The sequence below is a fragment of the Erwinia sp. MMLR14_017 genome (genome assembly GCF_033657285.1).
Classification (GTDB): domain Bacteria; phylum Pseudomonadota; class Gammaproteobacteria; order Enterobacterales; family Enterobacteriaceae; genus Erwinia.
Genome location: NZ_JAWVWP010000001.1, coordinates 230599 through 250910 on the forward strand (window position 1 = coordinate 230599; position 20312 = coordinate 250910).

Sequence of the window (20312 nt, forward strand, 5' to 3'; positions counted from 1 at the left end):
TCCAACAATTTGGCTTTACGCGGAAAAAGAGGTCGATAAGCGGCAAAAAGTTGCCATGCTTAGAGGATCCAAAGCCAGTAAATAAAATGAAGAAGACGTTGTGCCCAGCTGGAATCAGGGCCGGCAACATAATCAGGAGTGAGCGTGCCACGAATTCATGTCTATTGCATGTTAGGTCTTTTAGCTGCTGCACCCTTTGCTGAAGCGGCCACCGTGCGACTGCAGGTGACAGGGTTATCCGGGGATTTACAGAAAAACGTCCGTGCGCGGCTCTCTACCATTTCAAGTGATGAGATTTCAGCGGATGGCCGTTTCCGCGCCCGCGTCAGCGATGCCGTTAAAGAAGGCCTTAAAGCGCTGGGTTATTATGACCCTACCATTGAGTTTGATCTTCAACCTCCGCCTGCAGGCGGTAAAAGACCGGTGCTGGTCGCTAAAGTGACGCCGGGCGAGCCGGTGAAGCTGGCGGGTGAAACGGTGATCATCCGTGGCGAAGCGCGTGAAGATAAAGATTACCAGGCGCTGGTGAAAAGCGGTAGAGGGAAGATCGGCGGCGTTCTGAACCACAGTGACTATGACGGTTTTAAAAGCTCCCTGAGCAACATGGCGCTGCGCAAAGGGTACTTTGATGGTGACTATGCGAAAAGCCAGCTGGGCGTCTCTGTGGAGCGTCGGGAGGCCTTCTGGGACATCGATTACGACAGCGGGCAACGCTATCGCTTTGGCGATGTCAGCTTTGAAGGCTCGCAAATCCGCGAAGAGTATCTGCAAAATCTGGTGCCCTTTAAAAAAGGGGATTATTACAGCTCGCGCGATTTGGCAGAGCTGAACCGCCGTTTATCTGCAACCGGCTGGTTTAACTCTGTGGTAGTGGCGCCTGAGTTCGATAAATCCCGTAAAAACAAAATTCTGCCGTTACACGGCGTGGTCAGTCCGCGTACGGAAAACACCATTGAAACCGGCGTGGGCTACTCAACGGACGTGGGGCCACGGGTCAAAGCAACCTGGAAAAAGCCCTGGGTCAATAGCTACGGACACAGCCTCACTACCAGTGCCAACGTCTCGGCGCCGGAGCAGCAGCTCGATTTCAGCTATAAAATCCCGCTGCTGAAAAATCCCATTGAGCAGTATTACCTGCTACAGGGAGGCCTGAAAAGGACCGACCTTAATGACACCAAATCTGACTCCTCCACGCTGGCAGCCTCCCGCTACTGGGAATCCTCCTCCGGCTGGCAACGCGCCATTAACCTGCGCTGGAGTCTTGATCACTTTACACAGGGTAATGTCACCAACACCACGATGCTGCTCTACCCAGGCGTAAGCATAAACCGCACCCGCTCCAGAGGGGGATTAATGCCGACGTGGGGGGATTCGCAACGCTACTCTCTTGATGTCTCTGATACCACCTGGGGTTCGGATATCGACTTCGCAGTAGTGCAGGCTCAGAACGTCTGGATAAGGACGCTGGCCGATAAGCACCGCTTCGTGGCGCGCGGTAATCTCGGCTGGATTGAAACCAATGACTTTGAAAAAGTCCCGCCCGATTTGCGCTTCTTTGCCGGGGGCGACCGCAGCATTCGCGGCTATAAATACAAAGGTATTTCACCGCGAGATGAGGACGGTAAGCTGACCGGTGCCTCTAAACTGGCTACCGGCTCGCTGGAGTACCAGTACAACGTAACGGGCAAATGGTGGGGAGCGGTCTTTATTGATTCCGGTGAAGCGGTGAATGATATCAAGCAAAGTAACTGGAAAACGGGCGCAGGCTTCGGTGTACGCTGGCAGTCGCCGGTGGGGCCAATCAAGCTCGATATTGCCCGACCGGTTGGGGATGATGAAGATCGGGATATACAGTTTTACATCGGATTGGGGCCTGAACTATGAGTCGCTGGAAAAAGGTCCTTATTGGCATCCTGATTTTCCTGCTGTTGCTGCTGGGCGGCATCGCATTTTTAATTGGGACCACGACCGGTCTGCATCTCGTGCTGAACGGCGCGTCACGCTGGGTTCCTGGCCTGGCGATCAAACAGGTGGAGGGCGGCTGGCGTGATCTCACGCTGAAAGGCGTGCAGTATGAGATGCCGGGCATCACCGTCAACGCGGGGGAATTCCATCTGGCTCTCCAGTTAGGCTGTCTGAAAAATAGCGCCTTCTGCGTGAATGACCTGGCGCTGAAAGATGTGAACGTGGTGGTGGAGAGTAAAAAAATGGCCCCCGCTGCGCCTGCGCCCGAAGAGGAGGAGCCTTCCTCCGGCGATTTGAGTACTCCTTATCCCATCACTCTGCGTCAGCTGGCGCTGCATAACATCAACGTAAAAGTAGATGATACGGCAATCTCGCTGGCCGATTTTACCTCAGGACTCAGCTGGCAGGGACGGGCGCTGACGCTGAATCCTACGCATATTCAGGGCCTGCTGATCGCTCTGCCCAAAGCCGCGAAGGTCGCTAATGAACAGGTGGTGCAGCCAAAAGTGCAGCAGCCGAAGCCTGATGAACAGCCGCTGGGCGAAACCCTGAAAGCGATGTTCGCTAAACCTTTGCTGCCTGACCTGCCGGACTTCAAAATGCCGCTGGATGTTGATGTTCAGCAACTCCTTGGCGAGCAGCTGCGCATCACCGGCGACACAGATATCACCGTGAACCGACTGCTGCTGAAAGCCACAACGCAGGAGAGATTGCTGCATCTGGAAACGCTGGATGTGGACTCGCCACAGGGTCAGCTGAACGCGCAAGGCCAGGCCACGCTTGCCGGAAACTGGCCGGTGAACTTCACGCTTTACAGCGCGCTCAACGTCGATCCGATCAAAGGCGAGAAGATCAAAATGACAGTGGAAGGCGGCCTGCGTGAGCAGCTCAACCTTGCGCTGAATCTCTCTGGTCCGGTGCGGGTACAAATGGATGCCACTACCCGGCTGGCTGAAGTGGGGTTACCGCTGTCGATGGCCGTGCAGAGCCCACAGCTGCGCTGGCCGTTGACTGGTGAAACGCAGTATCAGGCAGACAACCTTAACTTCAGCTTTAAAGGTAAAGCGACGGATTATGTGATGTCGCTGAAAACCGCGCTGAAAGGGCAGAGCATTCCCCCTGCAACCCTGACGCTGGATGGCAAAGGCAACGTTGAACAGTTCGCGCTGGATAAGCTGCGGCTTGCGGCGCTGGAAGGAAATACAGATCTCACCGCGCTGGTGGACTGGAGCAAAGCGATCAGCTGGCGCAGCGAGCTGACGCTTTCCGGCATCAATACCGAGAAGCAATACCCGGACTGGCCTGCGAAGCTGGAGGGCAAAATTACCACGCGCGGCAGCCTGTACGGCGGAAGCTGGCAGATGCGCGTGCCGGAGCTGAAGCTGCGCGGCAACGTTAAGCAGAATGCGGTCACTGCAGACGGCTCGCTGTATGGCAACAGCTATAACCAGTGGGATATACCGGGTCTTAAGCTGGTGCTGGGGCGTAATAATATCGATCTCAAAGGATCACTGGGCGACAAGCTTAACCTGGATGCCAATATCGATGCGCAGCATCTGGATAACGCCCTGCCAGGCCTTGGCGGCGTGGCGAAAGGGACGATCAAGGCTCGTGGCGACCTGAAAACGCCTCAGCTACTCGCCGACCTGACCGCATCCGGCCTGCGCTGGCAGGCGCTTACTATCGCTCGTGTGGTGCTGAAAGGGGATGTCAGCTCCGGTGAGCAGATTCAGGGCAAGCTGGGTCTTGAGGTGGATCAATTGCAGCAGGATGCTCTGGCTATCTCAAAAATTACGCTGGATGCCAGCGGCAGTGAAAAGCAGCATCAGCTGAAGCTGGACGTGACTGGCGAACCGGTTTCCGGCCAGCTGGCCCTGAATGGCAGCTTCGATCGGGCTACTCAGCGCTGGCGTGGCTCACTGAACAATACGCGTTTCGACACGCCGGTAGGGGAATGGCGCTTAACCCGCGCCATCGCGCTGGATTACCTCAACAGCAAGCAGACCGTCACTATCGGACCGCACTGCTGGCAAAACCCGAATGCTGAACTGTGCGTGCCGCAAACTATTGAGGCCGGGCCTTCCGGGCACGCAAAAGTGGCGCTTAACCGCTTCGATCTGGCGATGGTTAAGCCGTTCCTCGGCGACGGCACTCAGCTCAGCGGCATCTTCACGGGCGATGCTGACGTCAGCTGGACGGCTGACGGTGGTCTGCCGCAGGGCCGCGTATCGCTGAAGGGTAACGGCGTGAAGGTGGAGCAGGATGTGGACGGCAACACGCTGCCGGTCGCGTTTGACACGCTGAACCTGAATGCGGCGCTGCGTAACGGTCGCGCCCAGCTCGACTGGCTGATCCATATTGCTAATAACGGCCAGCTGGATGGCAACGTGCAAATTGCCGATCCTGAGGGTCGGCGCACGCTGTCGGGTAACGTTAATATCGCCAACCTGTCGCTGGCGCTGCTTAATCCGGCCCTGATGAAGGGCGAGAAGGTAGCCGGGATGGTGAATTCCAGACTGCGGCTCGGCGGTTCTCTGCAAAAGCCACAGGTGTTCGGCCAGCTCGGCCTGAAGGATGTGGACGTCGAGGGCAGCTTTATGCCGGTTGACCTTACTGCCGCCAACCTGAATATGGTCTTCAACGGCATGAGTTCCACGCTGGAAGGGCTGGTGCAGACTTCCAAAGGTCAGCTCACCCTGAGTGGCGGAGCGGACTGGAGCGTGCTCGACGCATGGCGCGCACGCATAGCGGCGAAGGGTGACAAAATCCGCGTAACGGTACCGCCAATGTTACGCATGGACGTTTCACCGGATCTGGTGTTTGAAGCCACGCCGCAGCTGTTCAACCTGGACGGTCGCGTGGATATCCCCTGGGCGCGGATTACCGTGCAGGAAGTGCCGGAGAGCGCCGTGGGAGTCTCCTCCGATGAAGTGCTGCTGGATAAAGACCTCAAGCCCATTGCACCGAAATCCACCGCGATCCCGATCAACAGCAATCTGGTTATCCATGTCGGTGACGACGTGCGGCTCAGCGCCTTTGGCCTGAAAGCCAAACTGAATGGCGATCTGAAAATGGTGCAGGATAAACGTGGCCTGGGCCTTAACGGGCAGATCAATATTCCGTCCGGCCGCTTCCATGCGTATGGACAGGACTTGATCGTGCGCAAAGGAGAGCTGCAGTTTGCCGGTCCTCCAGACCAGCCGTACCTTAATATTGAGGCGATTCGTAATCCTGAAGCGACCGAAGATGATGTAACCGCTGGCGTCAGAGTGACAGGACTGGCCGATGAACCTAAAGCAGAAGTCTTTGCCGACCCGGCGATGTCGCAGCAGGAAGCTTTGTCCTATCTGCTTCGCGGACAGGGTCTGGACTCTTCCGGCAGCGACAGCAGTGCAGTAACCTCAGCTTTAGTGGGATTGGGACTTGCACAAAGTGGGCAGGTTGTGGGTAAAATCGGGGAGACCTTTGGTGTGAGTAACCTGGCCCTGGACACGGCTGGCGTCGGTGACAGCCAGCAGGTCCAGGTCAGTGGCTATGTTCTGCCGGGTCTACAGGTAAAATACGGTGTTGGCATATTTGATTCACTGGCGACGTTAACCTTACGTTATCGCCTGATGCCCAAGCTCTATTTGGAAGCGGTGTCTGGTCTCGACCAGGCCCTGGATTTGCTCTATCAGTTTGAGTTCTAGCAATGCGAATAATTGTCTATGGCAGCTTAAGGCGTAAGCAAGGCAACAGTCACTGGATGACCAACGGGCAGTGGCTGGGCGATCACCAGATCGACGGCTATGAGCTTTACAGTTTGGGTCTTTATCCCGGCGTAGTGGCGGGAAACGGACGGGTTTATTGCGAAGTTTACCGCATTGATGCTTCCACGCTGGGTGAGCTGGATGCGCTCAGAACCAAAGGTGGGGAGTATAAACGTCAGCTGATGCAAACGCCTTATGGCAGCGCCTGGCTCTACGTTTATCAGCGCTCGGTTGCCGGGAAAAAACAGATTGTCAGCGGCGACTGGCTGCTGCGCGATGAGGTCGATCCCGCCGGAGAGAAGTCATAAAAAAAACACCGCTCACTGAGCGGTGTTTTTTTATCACGACACGAAAAATTATTTTTTCGCAGCGCGTTCGAAAGAGGCAACAATTTCAGCTTTAGCCGCTTCAGCATTGTCCCAGCCTTCCACTTTCACCCATTTGCCTTTTTCCAGCGCTTTATACTGCTCGAAGAAGTGAGTGATCTGTGCGCGCAGCAGCTCTGGCAGGTCGTTCACATCTTTGATGTGATCGTACTCTTTAGTCAGTTTGGTGTGCGGGACGGCAACCAGTTTGGCATCTTCACCAGACTCGTCGGTCATTTTCAGCACGCCAACCGGACGGCAACGAATTACCGAGCCTGCCTGCAGTGGGTAAGGGGTCGGGACCAGCACGTCTACCGGGTCACCGTCTAAAGACAAGGTGTGGTTGATGTAACCGTAGTTGCACGGATAGAACATCGCGGTAGACATAAAGCGGTCAACGAACAGGGTGCCGGAATCTTTGTCGACTTCATATTTGATCGGATCGGCATTGGCCGGGATCTCGATAACAACATAGATGTCTTCTGGCATATCTTTGCCCGCTGGAACCAGGTTCAAACTCATGGTTAATTCCTTTATACATTCATCATCAAGTGACGCTCATTATAGCCAACTGCAACTGAAAGTATCCCCCCTTTTTGCCCTTTCGGAATGCTCCAGTACTGGGCTGGCGGCGGCGTCGGACAAACGACTGGAACAGTTTAATGACACTCATCCGGATTGCCGCAGCTTTGTGCCAGAGATTTCAGCGCTAACGCTTGGTTTTTAACCAGATCCACCTGCTGAGCACCTGTCTGTAACGAGGCCTGAGTGCCGCTATCACTCAGCCGCGCTTTAACGGCTTCCAGCCAACTGTCACGGTATTCGAGCCAGGCACGTTGAGCACCCCTTAATTTGGCCTGTTGCTCTGTACTCAGGATGGCAATAAGTCTGGCGTACTGCTGATTCATCTCTTTGTCCCAGGCGGTATTTGCCTCAGCAAAGCAGCGCTGCATCGCCAGGGTGGTTGCGGCTCGGTTCAGGCAGGTCTGTTGCGCGGTATCAATCGGATTGGTGGCGGCCTGAGCGTTAAGCATAAACAGCAGAACCGTGAGAACCAGGGCAATTTTTTTCATAAAAATACTCTTAATGATGTTGAGAAAATAGCCATTCAAACCGGTTTTATCGTGATGTTAATTCGGTTTGCCAGATCCCTCTTATGGGCTGTTGGAGCTCACCCTTTCAGAGGAAAAGGCAAAATTGATCCATATCAATCTCGTATGGCTCCCGCTCGTTTTACCTTCATTTTTGCTAAAGATTGCGGAAGGCGTTGCCGATAATCTCACCGCTTTTGGCGTTCATGGATTAACAACTTTAGTGAGGATTACACAACATCATGCTTAAAAAAATCTCAATCAGAAACGGGTTATTAGTGTTGTTAGCGTTGATGACGTTGATGCTGCTGGGCGTCAGCGTGATGGGTATCAGTGCCATTAATAAAGGAAATCGTTCGCTGGATATCGTTAACCGCATTCAGGGGATCGAGTTAAACAGCCTTTTTCTTGCCAATAATGGCCTGCTCCGGGCACGAACCACGGCCGCGCTGGCGGTAAGGAAAATGGAAATCGGCATGATCGATGACGCGAGCAGCGCGACAAACAGAGCCGAAAAATATCTTAAAACTTCGCAACAGGAATTAAAAAAGTTTGTTGATGCGGGCACGGTAACCGCACAGGGGAAGAAGCTGGCGGATGCCATTGTAGCCAGTTACGGCAATTATCTTGAGCAGGGCATTAAGCCGATGATGCTCTCTTTGCAGCAGCAAAATACCGATGGCTATTACACGCTTCTGGAAGAAAAATTGACACCGCTTAACGCTGCCTTCAGCAAAGCGGTGGAAGATTTCAATATTTTTGCCAATCAGGTTTCCGATTCCCAGCTGGCAGAAACAGCAAAAAACCAGCAGATCCTTACCTTCCTGATCGTTTTCTGCGGCATCCTGACGATTATCCTGCTCTCTGTCTCCTGGCTGTTACTGCGGGCGATCCTGCTTAAGCCTCTGGATTCAGCCATTGAGCATCTGGAATTTGTGGCGGCTGGCGATTTGACACAGCTGTTACCAGAGGGCGGCCGCAATGAACTGGGCAGGCTGAACACTGCTCTGGCTGAAATGCAGGCTTCGCTGCAACAGTCGGTCAGCCGTGTGCGGGATGCCAGCCTGCAAATCGATATCGGCAGCCGGGAACTCTCTTCAGGCAACCTTAACCTTTCTCAGCGCACGGAAGAGTCTGCCGCCTCGCTGGAGCAAACTGCGGCCAGCATGGAGCAGCTGACTGCTACCGTGAAACTGAATGCGGAAAATGCCACCCAGGCTCACCAGTTGGCGAGATCGGTCTCCGACAGCGCCGATAAAGGCAGTGAAGTTGTCAGCTACGTAATGGAGAAGATGCGGGAGATTTCCAGCAGCTCCAGGCGCATCGGCGACATTCTGGGCGTGATTGATGGTATTGCCTTCCAGACCAATATCCTGGCGCTGAACGCCTCTGTGGAAGCGGCACGCGCGGGGGAACAGGGCAGGGGCTTTGCGGTTGTTGCCAGCGAAGTTCGTACGCTGGCGCAGCGCAGCGCAACGGCGGCGAAAGAGATCCGCGAATTAATCAGCGAATCTCAGACCAGAGTGAACGAAGGATCGCAAATGGCGACCCGTGCCGGGGAGACCATGGATGAAATCGCTACCGAGGTGATGCGGGTGACCACGCTGATGAAAGAGATCTCCAGCGCTTCTCAGGAGCAGAGCCGGGGTATTGAACAGGTGAACCAGGCCGTTACGCAGATGGATGAGGTAGCGCAGCAAAATGCCGCGCTGGTTGAGCAGGCTGCGGCGGCAACTCACTCTCTTGAAGAACAGTCCCAGCAACTTGTGCAGTCAATGGCGGTGTTCAGAGTCACTCCGGCCTGAAAACCGGCTTAAAAAAAGGGCGACCCTGAGGTCGCCCTTTTCACCATGATTACCTGGAGGCGTTACGCGTCCGGGAATTCGCGCAGGAAGCGCTCCTGGTCGTTCACCATGTCGGTATTACCCACAAAGAACGGTGAACGCTGATGCAGCGTTTCTGGCGTTAAATCAAGAATACGGTTCTTACCGTCGCTGGCTTTACCGCCAGCCTGCTCGGCCAGGAAAGCCATTGGATTGCACTCATACAGCAGGCGCAGCTTGCCTTGCGGGTGGCTGGCGGTGCTTGGGTAGAGGTAGATCCCGCCTTTCAGCAGATTGCGGTGGAAGTCCGCCACCAGCGAGCCAATATACCGTGAGGTATAGGGACGGTGGGTAGGCTGATCTTCTTCCTGGCAGAACTTCAGATATTTTTTTACGCCCTGAGGGAAACGGATGTAGTTTCCTTCGTTAATAGAGTAGGTGTAACCCTTTTCAGGGAACTCCATTTTTTCCGCGCTGAGGCAAAATACACCCAGTGAGGGATCGTAAGTAAAGGCGTGAACGCCGCAGCCAGTGGTGTAAACCAGCATGGTTGAGGAACCGTAAACCACATAGCCGGCTGCAACCTGCTGGTTGCCAGGCTGAAGGAAATCTTCCTCAGTGACTGGCGTGCCTGCCGGGGTAATACGGCGATAGATAGAGAAGATGGTGCCAACAGAGACGTTAACGTCAATATTTGACGAGCCATCCAGTGGGTCCATCAGGACCACATATTTACCGTTCTCCACTCCTTCGAAGATCACAATCTCATCTTCTTCTTCAGAGGCGATACCGGCAACAATTCCACGCGCTTTCAGGGCCGCTTTGAGTTTTTCATTGGCAAACAGATCGAGCTTCATCTGCTGTTCGCCCTGAATGTTTTCGACACCGCTGGCGCCCAGAATATCCACCAGGCCAGCTTTGTTAATATCACGGTGAATGATTTTCGCGCCCAGCTTAATAGCTGAAATCAGCGCGGTCAGCTCACCTGTGGCGTGAGGAAAGTCGTGTTGCTTCTCGACGATGAATTCGCCTAACGTTTTCATAACACTATCCCTGAATCTGCGGTTGAACAGCAGCCTGCTTTACAAACTGCCAACGTATGCGTACGCAGTTTAGCCGATTGAACGCTAAAGAACATAGGGCAAATCCGTTTCTTCCTCGCTGCGGGGACGCTACACTGTGCGCCGGACTTTCCAGTTAACGGATCTATTATGCGTATTCACATCCTCGGTATCTGTGGCACTTTTATGGGCGGCCTGGCCATGCTGGCCCGCGCGCTCGGGCATGAGGTGACCGGTTCAGACGCCAACGTTTATCCGCCAATGAGCACGCTGCTTGAAAAGCAAGGCATTGATTTAATTCAGGGTTACGATGCTTCCCAGCTCGACCCGGCCCCCGATCTGGTGATCATCGGCAATGCCATGACGCGCGGAAACGCCTGCGTGGAAGCAGTGTTAGAACGTAACATCCCTTACCTCTCTGGCCCCCAGTGGTTGCATGATTTCGTGCTGCGCGACCGTTGGGTCATCGCCGTGGCCGGAACCCACGGCAAAACCACTACGGCGGGGATGGCGGCATGGATTTTACAGGCGTGCGGCCTCGAACCCGGCTTTGTTATTGGTGGCGTACCAGGAAACTTTGATGTTTCAGCAACTTTAGGAAAAAGCCCATTCTTTGTCATCGAAGCGGACGAGTATGACTGCGCCTTCTTTGATAAGCGGTCGAAATTCGTGCATTACTGCCCGCGCACGCTGATCCTCAACAATCTTGAGTTCGATCACGCGGATATATTCGATGACCTGCGGGCTATTCAGCGTCAGTTCCATCATCTGATCCGCATCGTGCCGGGACAGGGTAAGATCCTGCTGCCTGAGCATGACGTCAACATCAAACAGGTGCTCTCAATGGGCTGCTGGAGCGAGCAGGAGAGCGTGGGTGAATCAGGTCACTGGCAGGCGAAAAAGCTGACGCCGGATGCCTCTCGCTGGGAAGTCTGGCTGGAGGGTGAACGCGTGGCGGAAGTGAACTGGGCGCTGGTGGGCGAGCACAACATGCATAACGGCATGATGGCGATTGCCGCCGCGCGTCACGTAGGCATTAAACCGGAAGATGCTGGCCTGGCACTGAACGACTTTATCAATGCCCGCCGCCGTCTTGAGCTGCGTGGTGAAGCGAATGGCATCAAGGTCTATGACGATTTTGCCCATCATCCCACCGCTATTCTGGCAACCATGACGGCGCTGCGCAGCAAAGTGGGCGGTACGGCGCGTATTCTCGCCGTGCTGGAACCGCGCTCCAACACCATGAAAATGGGGATCAGCAAAGACGATCTGGCACCCGCGCTGGCCAGAGCCGATGAGGTGTTCCTGTTCCAGCCGCATCACATTCCGTGGCAGGTATCAGAGGTAGCCGAGGCATGCGTGCAGCCTGCCCACTGGAGCGCGGATGTGGATACGCTGGTGGAGATGATTGCCAAAACGGCGCAGCCGGGCGACACCATTCTGGTGATGAGCAACGGCGGGTTTGGCGGCATTCATCAGAAGCTACTGGAGAGACTGGCGAAGTAAGCGCGGCGGGTGGCGTGAAGAGGGCGGAGAAATTCGCCCCCTCGTGATATCCGTAGGGGAGGGAGACCCGCGTAGCTAAGAGACTTAACCATCCCAGCTGTGGGGCAGCTGGCCTGAAGGCGGGGTTATTCCGCCCGTTCAGGATCAGGCCTCAGCCAGATCGCGCAGATACTGGAAGATTTGCCGGTAGGCTTTGGGTGGCTTGTTGGCGGCTTTCTCTTTCTGTGCATTACGGATCATCGCACGCAGCTGCTGGCGGTCCGCATCCGGATAGAGTGCCAGCACGTCCGGCACGGCATCATCGCCTTCCGCAACCAGACGGTCACGCAGGACTTCCAGCTTGTGGAACAGCGCAACCTGCTGGTTGTGACGGTTCTTCAGCTTGTCCAGCGCCAGGCGGATCGGCTCTTCATCGCGTGAACGCAGCATTTTGCCAATCAGCTGCATCTGGCGGCGGCGGCCCTCTTTCTTGATCTTCTGCGCCAGCTCAATAGCGGCACGCAGATCTTCATCCAGCGGGATCTTGTCCAGCGAGTTCTTGCTTAACTCAACCAGTTCTCCACCCAGGCGCTTGAGCTCCTCGGCGTCACGTTTTATTTCACTTTTACTGACCCAGATAATCTCTTCATCTTCTTCTTCTTGATTATCGGGTACATCATCAAGCCAGTCGTCGGGCTGTTTAGTCATGGGAGGTTCCTAAAAAAGAGGCTAATGCTATCAGGAAACTTAGGCTACTGCGAAATTGTTCTCTGAGTCTGTTAGACTCAAATGAACCCTCATCCCGAATGAATCTGGAAATCTGGCGTTTTCACTGCTGCCAGAGAAGCCCTAATCAATTATATGGTAGGTCAATGAAATTACTCTCCCAAGTTGCAGAACAGCGTAAAACCCTCGAACAGGCGGTAGCGACAGCACTCGAACTGGCAAAAGTCAGCACCGATGGGGCGGAAGTTGCCGTGACCAAAACCACCGGTATCAGCGTCAGCACCCGTTTTGGTGAAGTGGAAAACGTAGAATTCAACAGCGATGGCGCACTCGGCATCACTGTCTACCATCAAAACCGCAAAGGCAGCGCCTCCTCTACCGATCTCAGCCCGGAAGCGATTAAACGCACCGTGCAGGCGGCGATTGATATCGCGAAGTTTACCTCGCCCGATCCTTATGCTGGCGTGGCCGATCGTGAGCTGCTGGCTTTTGATGCCCCCGATCTGGATCTCTATCACCCGACGGATCTCGATCCCGATCGTGCTATTGAGATGGCCGCTCGCGCAGAGCAGGCGGCGCTGAAGGCGGACAAACGCATTACCAACACCGAAGGGGGCAGTTTCAACAGCCACATCGGGATGAAAGTGTTTGGTAACAGCCACGGCATGATCCAGGGCTACTCTTCCAGCCGCCACTCCATCTCCAGCAGTGTGATTGCGGAAGCCGATGGCGATATGGAGCGCGATTATGCCTATACCATTGGCCGCGCTATTGAGGATTTGAAATCGCCTGAATGGGTTGGTGAAGAGTGCGCGCGTCGCACATTGTCACGTCTGTCGCCGCGCAAGCTTTCCACCATGAAAGCGCCGGTCATCTTTGCTGCGGAAGTGGCGACAGGATTGTTCGGGCATCTGGTGGGAGCCATCAGCGGCGGCAGCGTCTACCGTAAATCCACTTTCCTGCTCGATTCACTGGGCAAGCAGATCCTGCCGGAGTGGCTCACCATTCAGGAGCAGCCGCACCTGCTGAAAGGGCTCGCCTCCACGCCGTTCGACAGCGAAGGGGTACGCACCCAGCAGCGCGATATTATAAAAGATGGCGTGCTGCAAACCTGGCTGCTGACTAACTACTCCGCACGCAAGCTGGGGCTGCAAAGCACCGGGCACGCTGGTGGCATCCACAACTGGCGCATTGCCGGTCAGGGCGACAGTTTTGAGCAGCTGTTGAAAAAGATGGGCACCGGTCTGGTGGTCACTGAGCTGATGGGGCAGGGCGTCAGCGGCATTACCGGCGACTATTCCCGCGGTGCGGCCGGTTTCTGGGTGGAGAATGGCGAGATCCAGTATCCCGTCAGTGAAATAACCATCGCCGGTAATCTGAAAGATATGTGGCGCAATATGGTTACTGTCGGCAGTGATATTGAGCTGCGCAGTAATATTCAGTGCGGTTCGGTGCTGCTGCCAGAAATGAAAATAGCCGGGCAGTAATTCCGTCATTTATGCGTATTATTATGGGGTGGCCACAGGCCGCCCCTTTTTGTCGTGCTTTTCACATAAAAATAAGGAATTGCGCCATGCGTAGGACGTTACTGACTTTGTTGACGGCTTCTTTGTTGTTCTCCAGCGTTTCGGCGCTGGCCGACCTGGAGGATGATATGGATATTCTGAATGGCGGCTTACGTACCGTCACTAAAACGGATGATCTCTCCGAATTTAAAAAAGCCCTGACCGATATGCGCGGCGCGGCTGAAAATGCCAAAACGCAAACGCCAGATAAGTTAAAAGGCCAGCCTGCCGACAGTGCCCAGATAAAAGATTTTCATGCAGGGCTGGATAAGCTGATAAGTCAGATTGATACGAGCATGAAACTGGCAAATGCTGGCGATCTGGCTGGCGCAAAAAAAGAAGCGGAGAAATTTGCCGACACGCGTAACGAGAATCATAAGAAATTCCGTTAAAATCTTCGGACTATTAACAGATTTCCGGGCCTGGCCGGGCCCATTTACTTGCTGAATTTCCCTTCTTTCCTGCTATTCCCACTATTATAAGTTTTACCTATCTTATCCACCTGCTCTGACCTTACCTGGCGCCTTTTTTCTTTCCTGCTGCGTGAAATTATCGCGGCTGGCTGGAATAACGTGATTTATCTCCCGTTTTTATCTTCTTTCTGCATGAAATAACCATTTTGTGGCCTGGCCCACACCCGGTGGTTCTATTTCCACTTCGAAGTGGAAAAAGTCGGTCTATACACTTTTCCCCGCTGGGGCTAATTTATTTTCAACGCGAAAAAACACCGTTTTGGCTGGACCGAAGCGAAACACGAGGAGCGCAGTGTGAATAATGGAGCGGTATCCGTAAATAGGGATGAAAGTGAGCAGGCGATTCAGACGCTGGCAGACAAAGTAATGGCGCAGATTGCTGACCTGTTTGCCGCAAAAGCGATCGTCCCCAATGCGGTGCAGCAGCAGATGCTCGTCTCGCATGTTAAGGCGATGGCGCTGCGCTCCCTGACCGGCGAACCGCTGCCGGAAGTGGAGGAGGAGCTGTTTGAGGATATCTCCCCTGAGTCGATGGCGCTGGCGCAGCAGGTGGTGGATCTGTTCGGCAACCTGCCGAAAGAAGAGGCCTGGCTGCTCTCTGTTCACTTTGAAGTGGCAAAAGAGAACGACTAACCGCAGGTCTCCTCCCTGGGTAAGAACTTACAAATTCAATCAATTAAGGATCAGAGCATGTCACAAGTCATCGTAGTTATCGGCGATCGTTTAGGAAAAGGGCAGAAAGTGGCCGCGGGCGTTGAGAAAGCGGGCGGCAAAGCGGTGGTTGTACCGGGCGTGGCGGCAGATATGAAGCTGGGCGACGTGATGAAAGCTGAGAATGCCTCGTTCGGTATCTCTTTCTGCGGCAGCGGCGGCGCTGGAGCAATCACGGCTCAGAATAAATATGGCTACAAAGCGAAACACGGTATGCGCTCTGTTGACGAAGGCGTGACCGCTATCAATGAAGGCGCCACGGTGCTGGGCTTCGGTTTTATGGATAAAGAAGAGTTAGGTGAGCGTCTGGTGCAGGCGTGGAACAAGAAGCACGGTAGCTAACTGATGAAGGAACACTTCACCACCACGGTGAACGTCAGCGGCAAGGGTGACAGTAAAGAGAGAGCCTTTGCCGACGCGCTGAGCCGGGTACAGAACAAGGTCCTTAAAGCGACCAACAAAGTTCTGCTGCGGATTGAACCCCAGGATGTCGTCGTGGTTCACGCCCTGGAGAGCGTCAGAAAGGAGAAGTTTCTGTTTTTCTTTCTGGCAAGAGAGCGACGGAATTACAGCGTAGAGCTGGATATTACCGTCAACGTAACGGTGATTGACACTGACAAAGTCAATTTCATTACGCAATAAAGCACTGCCTGTAAGGGCAGCAATAACCATGACTTAAAAACGTTGGCGCAAGCCTGAAAGGAAAGACTGATGTTTTTAATTATTCTCTTTAAGTCGCTCATCATCGGCGGTCTTGTCGGCGTGGGCGTGGGCGCTGGTGCAGCGCGCATGTTTCACGCACCAACAACGCAGGGGATGGGGGCGTTTCGTACACTGGGTGAACTGAACTCCTGTGAAGGCGATCCCGCCTCTCACTTCTCCTTTGGCCTGGGCTTCTTCTTTAACGCCTGGGCTTCCTCTGTGGCAGCCGGTTCCTTCACCCAGGACGTTGACCACCGCATTATCCCCCACTGGGGCGCGGCGGCACTGATGGTGAAAAACCGCAACGTAGCGGAAACCCTGCACGATCCGAAAAAAATGGCGATTGCCTGCGGCATCATCGGCATGATCGTTGTGGCTTTCCTTAACTCGACGGCTTCCGCCGTTCCGGCAGCGTTGCAGGTCACCGCCGTTAAAGTGCTGGTGCCCGCGGCAAACCTGCTGGTGAATACGGTGATGCCGGTGATTTTCTGGCTGGCAGCTATCGACGCGGGCAAAAAGTCGGGCTTCTGGGCAACCATCTTCGGCGGTCTGGCGCAGCTTATCATGGGTAACGCTGTACCGGGTCTGGTACTGGGCATCCTGATTGGTAAAGGCGTGGAAGAGAGCGGCTGGAACAAAGTGACCAAAATCATGATGGTGGCGATTGTCCTGCTGTTCGTGCTGAGCGGGTTCTTCCGCGGCTTTGATATGAAAATGCTGCAATCCTTCCAGCTTGGCGTGCCAGGGTGGCTGGAGATGATCCACAACTCCCTGAGCGGCAAATAAGACGAGGACAGTGATAATGGAAGAGTCAAAAAGCGGTTTCTGGTATGCCGACTGGTCTTTCCCGATTTTTGTCGGGTTGCTCTCAGCAGGGGTTTTTGCCGGTACGCACATGTATTACACCTATGGCCTGGGTGCCTTTAACGAAGTGGCCTTTGTGTCGATGTTGCGTGCGGGAATGGAAACTGGCGTCTACGGCGCGGTAGCGGCATTTGGTGCCAGCTTCCTGTTTGCCCGTATTATTGAGGGTTCGCTGGTAGGTATCCTGGACATCGGTGGCGCCATCCAGACGGGCGTGGGCCTTGGCGTTCCTGCGCTACTGTTGGGGGCGGGCATCGTTTATCCGGTCGCCAACTTTGCCGCTTCGCTGGTCACCGGCCTGGTGATTGGGCTGGCCATCGGCTATCTGATTATCCTGGCGCGTAAGTTCACCATCAATAACAGCGACTCCACCTACGGTGCGGACGTAATGATGGGTGCGGGTAACTCCTCCGGCCGTTTCCTGGGGCCGCTGATCATCCTCTCTGCGATGACCGCGTCGATTCCGATTGGCTTAGGGTCGCTGATTGGTGCGCTGCTGTTCTATCTCTGGAACAAGCCAATTACCGGTGGCGCAATTCTGGGTGCCATGCTGCTGGGGGCTTTCTTCCCGGTTGCTCTCTAGAAGTAACGGCGGCTTGCCTGAAGTTTTGGGCAGGCCGCTTTGACGGGTGCCAGAGCATCCGGTGAAAGAAGGAGTTTGCCATGTTTGACCTTATTATCCGTCGTGCGCGACTGCCCGATGGCAGCCTGACCGATATTGCCGTGCAGCAGGGTAAAATTGCTGTACTGGGTGAGGTAACCGGCAGCGCTACCCAGCAATGTGACCTTGCGGGGCGTTACTGGCTGAGCGCTGGCTGGATCGATTCCCACGTTCACTGTTATCCAAAATCCCCTATTTATCATGATGAAGCGGACAAGATCGGCGTATCTACCGGCGTCACCACCGTGGTGGATGCAGGCAGTACCGGTGCCGATGACATCGACGAATTTTATCAGCTGACCCGCAACGCCAGCACTCAGGTTTATGCACTGCTGAACATTGCCCGTACCGGCATCGTGACGCAGAACGAACTGGCCGACATGAAGCAGATAGACAAGGTTGGCGTACGCGATGCAGTGCAGCGTCTGCCTGGTTTTATCATCGGCATCAAGGCCCGCATGAGCAGCAGCGTGGTGGGAGCGAACGGCATCAACCCGCTGATCCGCGCGAAAGAGATCCAGCAGGAGAACGGCGATTTACCGCTGATGGTGCATATCGGCAACAACCCGCCGGATCTGGATGAGATAGCCGATCTGCTGACCCGTGGTGACATTATTACCCACTGTTACAACGGCAAGCCAAACCGCATTCTGACCCCTGCCGGAGAGCTTCGTGCTTCCGTGAGCCGGGCGATTCAGCGCGGCGTTCGCCTGGATGTGGGGCATGGCAGCGCCAGCTTCAGCTTTGAGGTGGCACGCGTGGCGATTTCCCAGGGTATTCTGCCGCACAGCATCAGTTCCGATATCTACTGCCGTAACCGGCTGAATGGCCCGGTTTATACCCTTGCGCATGTGATGTCCAAATTCTTCAACGTCGGCATGACCCTGCCGCAAATTATCGCGTGCGTGACGCACAAGGCGGCAGAAGGGCTGGGACTGCACAGTAAAGGCCGGCTTGAGCCTGGCATGGACGCCGATCTGACTATTTTTGACCTCAAAGAGGAAACCTGCCTGTTTACCGACTCCGAAGGGCAGTCCGTTGCGGGTGAGAAACAGCTGGTGCCGCTGGCCGCCATCGTGGCGGGACACTGGTTCATTACCGACGAAGGGAAAAAGCATCATGTCTTCGATTTATGAAAAATATGGCCTGAAGCAGGTTATTAACGCCTCTGGCCGCATGACCATCCTGGGCGTTTCCACGCCAGCTGCCGACGTGGTTGAAACGGTCAATTATGGCCTGAATCACTATTTTGAAATGAAGGAGCTGGTCAACAAGACCGGCGCTTACATCGCTAATTTGCTGGGTGCGGAAGATGCCGTGGTGGTCTCCTGCGCTTCTGCCGGGATTGCGCAATCCGTGGCGGCGGTGATCGTTAAGGATGATGAGTGGCTGCTGGAGAATTTGCACGCCGCGCCGCTGATTGTCCCTCACGATATTGTGGTGCCAAAGGGGCATAACGTGAACTATGGCGCGCCCGTGGGCACGATGGTGACGCTGGGCGGCGGTCGTCTGGTAGAGGCGGGTTATGCTAACGAATGCTCAGCGGATCAGCTCTCTGCTGCGGTTACACCACAGACAGCAGCCATTCTCTATATCAAATCCCACCACTGCGTGCAGAAGAGCCACCTCAGCGTTGAACAGGCTGCCGTTGTTGCCCGCAAGCATGGCGTGCCGCTGATTGTGGATGCCGCCGCAGAAGAAGATCTGCAATGTTACTACCAATACGGCGCTGATTTAGTAATTTACAGCGGAGCCAAAGCCATTGAAGGACCAACCAGCGGGCTGGTGGTAGGGCGTAAACAGCCGGTTGAATGGGTGAAGCGCCAGTCGATGGGTATTGGCCGGGCGATGAAGGTAGGTAAAGAGGGGATTCTGGGACTGACCCAGGCGATTGAAAACTATCTGGTGCAGGAAAAAGTCTCCGGCGCGCAGATGGTGGAAAAAATGACGCCGTTTATCAACAGCCTGAATTCTCTTCCGGGCATTACCTCCCGCGTGGTATGGGATGCAGCTGGACGTGACATCGCCCGCACTGAAATCCATTTTGATGAAGCGGTGATTGGCCACACCACTGGCGAAGTGGTGCAGGCGCTGAAAACCGGCGACATCGCCATCTATTTCCGCGGCTATAAAGCCAATGAAGGCATCGTTGAGGTGGACGTACGCAGCGTTTCCCCTGCGCAGCTGGATACGATTTATGTTTGCATCAAGTCATTATTAGCAGGAGAAAAAAACGCATGACGCTGACCCCTAAATTTTATCAGGACCGCGTGTGTCTGAACGTGCTGGCCGGTTCCAAAGAGAATGCCCGCGAGATCTGGGAAGCGGCTGAAGGCCATGTGCTGGTGGGCGTGCTGTCGAAAAACTACCACAGCGTGGAGAGTGCCGTCGCTGATATGCGTGAATACGCCGCTCTGATCGATAATGCGCTCTCTGTTGGCCTGGGCGCTGGCGATCCTAACCAGTCTGCGATGGTCAGCGCGATTTCAGCTGAAATCCAGCCGCAGCATGTGAATCAGGTCTTCACCGGTGCGGCAACCAGCCGTGCACTGCTGGGCCAGAGCCAGACCGTAGTGAATGCGTTGATCTCCCCAACCGGCAGTGTGGGTCAGGTGAAAATCTCTACCGGACCGCTGAGTTCTCAAGCCGCTGATGCGATTGTGCCGGTAGAAACCGCCATCGCCATGCTGAAAGATATGGGCGCAAGCTCGGTAAAATATTTCCCGATGGGCGGGCTGAAATCCATTGATGAGTTCAAAGCCGTGGCAAAAGCGTGTGCAGATCAGGATTTCTGGCTGGAACCAACGGGCGGCATCGATCTGGAAAACTATGAAGCGATCCTGCAGATCGCGCTTGAGGCGGGCGTGCCGAAAATCATTCCGCATATCTACAGCTCCATTATTGATAAAGAGAGCGGCAACACACGCCCGGCCGACGTCAGCACCCTGCTGGCGATGACCAAAAAGCTGGTAGGTTAAGCTAAACCGGCGGGCGCTCTGCCCGCCGTTATCCTTCTCTCCTGAACTTCTCTTGCGAGGAACACCATGCGTAACTGGTCTTTGATCTCTGCC

19 protein-coding genes are annotated in these 20312 nt (G+C 54.8%); 15 read left to right on the top strand and 4 right to left on the bottom strand.

What is annotated here, in order from left to right; translation table 11 throughout:
* Nucleotides 1-168: 168 nt before the first annotated feature.
* Genes tamA through SD961_RS01115 form a run of 3 tightly spaced genes read left to right on the top strand, consistent with a single transcriptional unit; the run spans nucleotide 169 to nucleotide 6022 of the window.
* Complete coding sequence (tamA, locus tag SD961_RS01105) at nucleotides 169-1884, top strand: autotransporter assembly complex protein TamA (protein WP_318788921.1); 1716 nt, start codon at nucleotides 169-171, stop codon at nucleotides 1882-1884.
* On the top strand, nucleotides 1881-5654 hold the full coding sequence (gene tamB, locus SD961_RS01110) for an autotransporter assembly complex protein TamB (RefSeq protein ID WP_318788571.1): 3774 nt from the start codon (nucleotides 1881-1883) through the stop codon (nucleotides 5652-5654). The genes tamA and tamB overlap by 4 nt, the downstream gene beginning before the upstream one ends.
* Nucleotides 5655-5656: 2 nt before the next feature.
* Nucleotides 5657-6022 carry a gamma-glutamylcyclotransferase gene (locus SD961_RS01115; protein ID WP_318788572.1) on the top strand — a complete coding sequence of 122 codons (366 nt, stop codon included), beginning with the start codon at nucleotides 5657-5659 and terminating at the stop codon, nucleotides 6020-6022.
* A 48-nt stretch (nucleotides 6023-6070) separates the two neighbouring features.
* On the opposite strand, the gene ppa is transcribed toward SD961_RS01115, so the two are convergent.
* Together ppa and SD961_RS01125 are read right to left on the bottom strand one after the other, a co-directional pair.
* The gene (gene ppa, locus SD961_RS01120) at nucleotides 6071-6601 is read right to left on the bottom strand and encodes an inorganic diphosphatase (RefSeq protein WP_318788573.1); all 531 of its coding nucleotides are present in this window, start codon (nucleotides 6599-6601) and stop codon (nucleotides 6071-6073) included.
* 137 nt (nucleotides 6602-6738) lie between these two features.
* The gene (locus SD961_RS01125) at nucleotides 6739-7152 is read right to left on the bottom strand and encodes a lysozyme inhibitor LprI family protein (RefSeq protein WP_318788574.1); all 414 of its coding nucleotides are present in this window, start codon (nucleotides 7150-7152) and stop codon (nucleotides 6739-6741) included.
* Between the two features lie 260 nt (nucleotides 7153-7412).
* On the opposite strand from SD961_RS01125, the gene SD961_RS01130 reads away from it, so the two are divergent.
* Entirely contained in the window at nucleotides 7413-8975 is a 1563-nt protein-coding gene (locus SD961_RS01130) for a methyl-accepting chemotaxis protein (RefSeq protein WP_318788575.1), read from the top strand.
* Nucleotides 8976-9037: 62 nt separating this feature from the next.
* Here SD961_RS01130 and fbp read toward each other — a convergent pair whose 3' ends face one another.
* The gene (gene fbp, locus SD961_RS01135; protein ID WP_318788576.1) at nucleotides 9038-10036 is read right to left on the bottom strand and encodes a class 1 fructose-bisphosphatase; all 999 of its coding nucleotides are present in this window, start codon (nucleotides 10034-10036) and stop codon (nucleotides 9038-9040) included.
* 168 nt (nucleotides 10037-10204) lie between these two features.
* Between fbp and mpl the strand changes: the two genes are divergently transcribed.
* The gene (gene mpl / locus SD961_RS01140) at nucleotides 10205-11560 is read left to right on the top strand and encodes a UDP-N-acetylmuramate:L-alanyl-gamma-D-glutamyl-meso-diaminopimelate ligase (RefSeq protein WP_318788577.1); all 1356 of its coding nucleotides are present in this window, start codon (nucleotides 10205-10207) and stop codon (nucleotides 11558-11560) included.
* A gap of 144 nt (nucleotides 11561-11704) precedes the next feature.
* Here the strand turns inward: mpl and yjgA are convergent, their stop codons facing one another.
* Complete coding sequence (gene yjgA, locus SD961_RS01145; RefSeq protein ID WP_306208340.1) at nucleotides 11705-12247, bottom strand: ribosome biogenesis factor YjgA; 543 nt, start codon at nucleotides 12245-12247, stop codon at nucleotides 11705-11707.
* 164 nt (nucleotides 12248-12411) lie between these two features.
* Here yjgA and pmbA point away from each other — a divergent pair, with 164 nt between their 5' ends.
* The 10 genes from pmbA (at nucleotide 12412) to dagF (ending at nucleotide 20219) form a co-directional block, all read left to right on the top strand.
* Nucleotides 12412-13752: a metalloprotease PmbA gene (gene pmbA / locus SD961_RS01150; RefSeq protein ID WP_318788578.1), complete on the top strand. Its 1341-nt coding sequence runs from the start codon at nucleotides 12412-12414 to the stop codon at nucleotides 13750-13752.
* 86 nt (nucleotides 13753-13838) lie between these two features.
* Nucleotides 13839-14222: a cytochrome b562 gene (cybC, locus tag SD961_RS01155; protein ID WP_318788579.1), complete on the top strand. Its 384-nt coding sequence runs from the start codon at nucleotides 13839-13841 to the stop codon at nucleotides 14220-14222.
* A gap of 375 nt (nucleotides 14223-14597) precedes the next feature.
* Nucleotides 14598-14936, top strand: coding sequence for a glycine dehydrogenase (locus tag SD961_RS01160; protein ID WP_318788580.1), 339 nt, complete (start codon nucleotides 14598-14600; stop codon nucleotides 14934-14936).
* 57 nt (nucleotides 14937-14993) lie between these two features.
* Nucleotides 14994-15356, top strand: coding sequence for an SFCGS family glycine-rich protein (locus SD961_RS01165; RefSeq protein WP_318788581.1), 363 nt, complete (start codon nucleotides 14994-14996; stop codon nucleotides 15354-15356).
* Between the two features lie 3 nt (nucleotides 15357-15359).
* Nucleotides 15360-15656, top strand: coding sequence for a DUF4312 family protein (locus tag SD961_RS01170; protein ID WP_318788582.1), 297 nt, complete (start codon nucleotides 15360-15362; stop codon nucleotides 15654-15656).
* A 69-nt stretch (nucleotides 15657-15725) separates the two neighbouring features.
* Nucleotides 15726-16502, top strand: coding sequence for a DUF4311 domain-containing protein (locus SD961_RS01175; protein ID WP_318788583.1), 777 nt, complete (start codon nucleotides 15726-15728; stop codon nucleotides 16500-16502).
* Nucleotides 16503-16518: 16 nt separating this feature from the next.
* The gene (locus SD961_RS01180) at nucleotides 16519-17163 is read left to right on the top strand and encodes a DUF4310 family protein (RefSeq protein ID WP_318788584.1); all 645 of its coding nucleotides are present in this window, start codon (nucleotides 16519-16521) and stop codon (nucleotides 17161-17163) included.
* Nucleotides 17164-17243: 80 nt separating this feature from the next.
* Complete coding sequence (locus SD961_RS01185; protein WP_318788585.1) at nucleotides 17244-18377, top strand: amidohydrolase/deacetylase family metallohydrolase; 1134 nt, start codon at nucleotides 17244-17246, stop codon at nucleotides 18375-18377.
* Nucleotides 18361-19482, top strand: a complete 1122-nt coding sequence (locus SD961_RS01190) for a DgaE family pyridoxal phosphate-dependent ammonia lyase (protein ID WP_318788586.1) — start codon at nucleotides 18361-18363, stop codon at nucleotides 19480-19482. Before SD961_RS01185 ends, SD961_RS01190 begins: the two co-directional genes overlap by 17 nt.
* On the top strand, nucleotides 19479-20219 hold the full coding sequence (gene dagF / locus SD961_RS01195) for a 2-dehydro-3-deoxy-phosphogluconate aldolase (protein ID WP_318788587.1): 741 nt from the start codon (nucleotides 19479-19481) through the stop codon (nucleotides 20217-20219). The genes SD961_RS01190 and dagF overlap by 4 nt, the downstream gene beginning before the upstream one ends.
* The last annotated feature ends 93 nt before the right edge of the window (nucleotides 20220-20312 follow it).

What these genes read in the sequence shown, in the direction of transcription:
- SD961_RS01175 (WP_318788583.1), top strand. Translation starts at nt 15,726, where the DNA reads ATGTTTTTAATTATTCTCTTTAAGTCGCTCATCATCGGCGGTCTTGTC.
- SD961_RS01180 (WP_318788584.1), top strand. Translation starts at nt 16,519, where the DNA reads ATGGAAGAGTCAAAAAGCGGTTTCTGGTATGCCGACTGGTCTTTCCCG.
- tamB (WP_318788571.1), top strand. Translation starts at nt 1,881, where the DNA reads ATGAGTCGCTGGAAAAAGGTCCTTATTGGCATCCTGATTTTCCTGCTG.
- mpl (WP_318788577.1), top strand. Translation starts at nt 10,205, where the DNA reads ATGCGTATTCACATCCTCGGTATCTGTGGCACTTTTATGGGCGGCCTG.
- SD961_RS01190 (WP_318788586.1), top strand. Translation starts at nt 18,361, where the DNA reads ATGTCTTCGATTTATGAAAAATATGGCCTGAAGCAGGTTATTAACGCC.
- SD961_RS01185 (WP_318788585.1), top strand. Translation starts at nt 17,244, where the DNA reads ATGTTTGACCTTATTATCCGTCGTGCGCGACTGCCCGATGGCAGCCTG.
- SD961_RS01130 (WP_318788575.1), top strand. Translation starts at nt 7,413, where the DNA reads ATGCTTAAAAAAATCTCAATCAGAAACGGGTTATTAGTGTTGTTAGCG.
- SD961_RS01125 (WP_318788574.1), bottom strand. Translation starts at nt 7,152, where the DNA reads ATGAAAAAAATTGCCCTGGTTCTCACGGTTCTGCTGTTTATGCTTAAC.
- SD961_RS01115 (WP_318788572.1), top strand. Translation starts at nt 5,657, where the DNA reads ATGCGAATAATTGTCTATGGCAGCTTAAGGCGTAAGCAAGGCAACAGT.
- dagF (WP_318788587.1), top strand. Translation starts at nt 19,479, where the DNA reads ATGACGCTGACCCCTAAATTTTATCAGGACCGCGTGTGTCTGAACGTG.
- SD961_RS01165 (WP_318788581.1), top strand. Translation starts at nt 14,994, where the DNA reads ATGTCACAAGTCATCGTAGTTATCGGCGATCGTTTAGGAAAAGGGCAG.
- SD961_RS01170 (WP_318788582.1), top strand. Translation starts at nt 15,360, where the DNA reads ATGAAGGAACACTTCACCACCACGGTGAACGTCAGCGGCAAGGGTGAC.
- tamA (WP_318788921.1), top strand. Translation starts at nt 169, where the DNA reads ATGTTAGGTCTTTTAGCTGCTGCACCCTTTGCTGAAGCGGCCACCGTG.
- pmbA (WP_318788578.1), top strand. Translation starts at nt 12,412, where the DNA reads ATGAAATTACTCTCCCAAGTTGCAGAACAGCGTAAAACCCTCGAACAG.
- fbp (WP_318788576.1), bottom strand. Translation starts at nt 10,036, where the DNA reads ATGAAAACGTTAGGCGAATTCATCGTCGAGAAGCAACACGACTTTCCT.
- ppa (WP_318788573.1), bottom strand. Translation starts at nt 6,601, where the DNA reads ATGAGTTTGAACCTGGTTCCAGCGGGCAAAGATATGCCAGAAGACATC.
- yjgA (WP_306208340.1), bottom strand. Translation starts at nt 12,247, where the DNA reads ATGACTAAACAGCCCGACGACTGGCTTGATGATGTACCCGATAATCAA.
- cybC (WP_318788579.1), top strand. Translation starts at nt 13,839, where the DNA reads ATGCGTAGGACGTTACTGACTTTGTTGACGGCTTCTTTGTTGTTCTCC.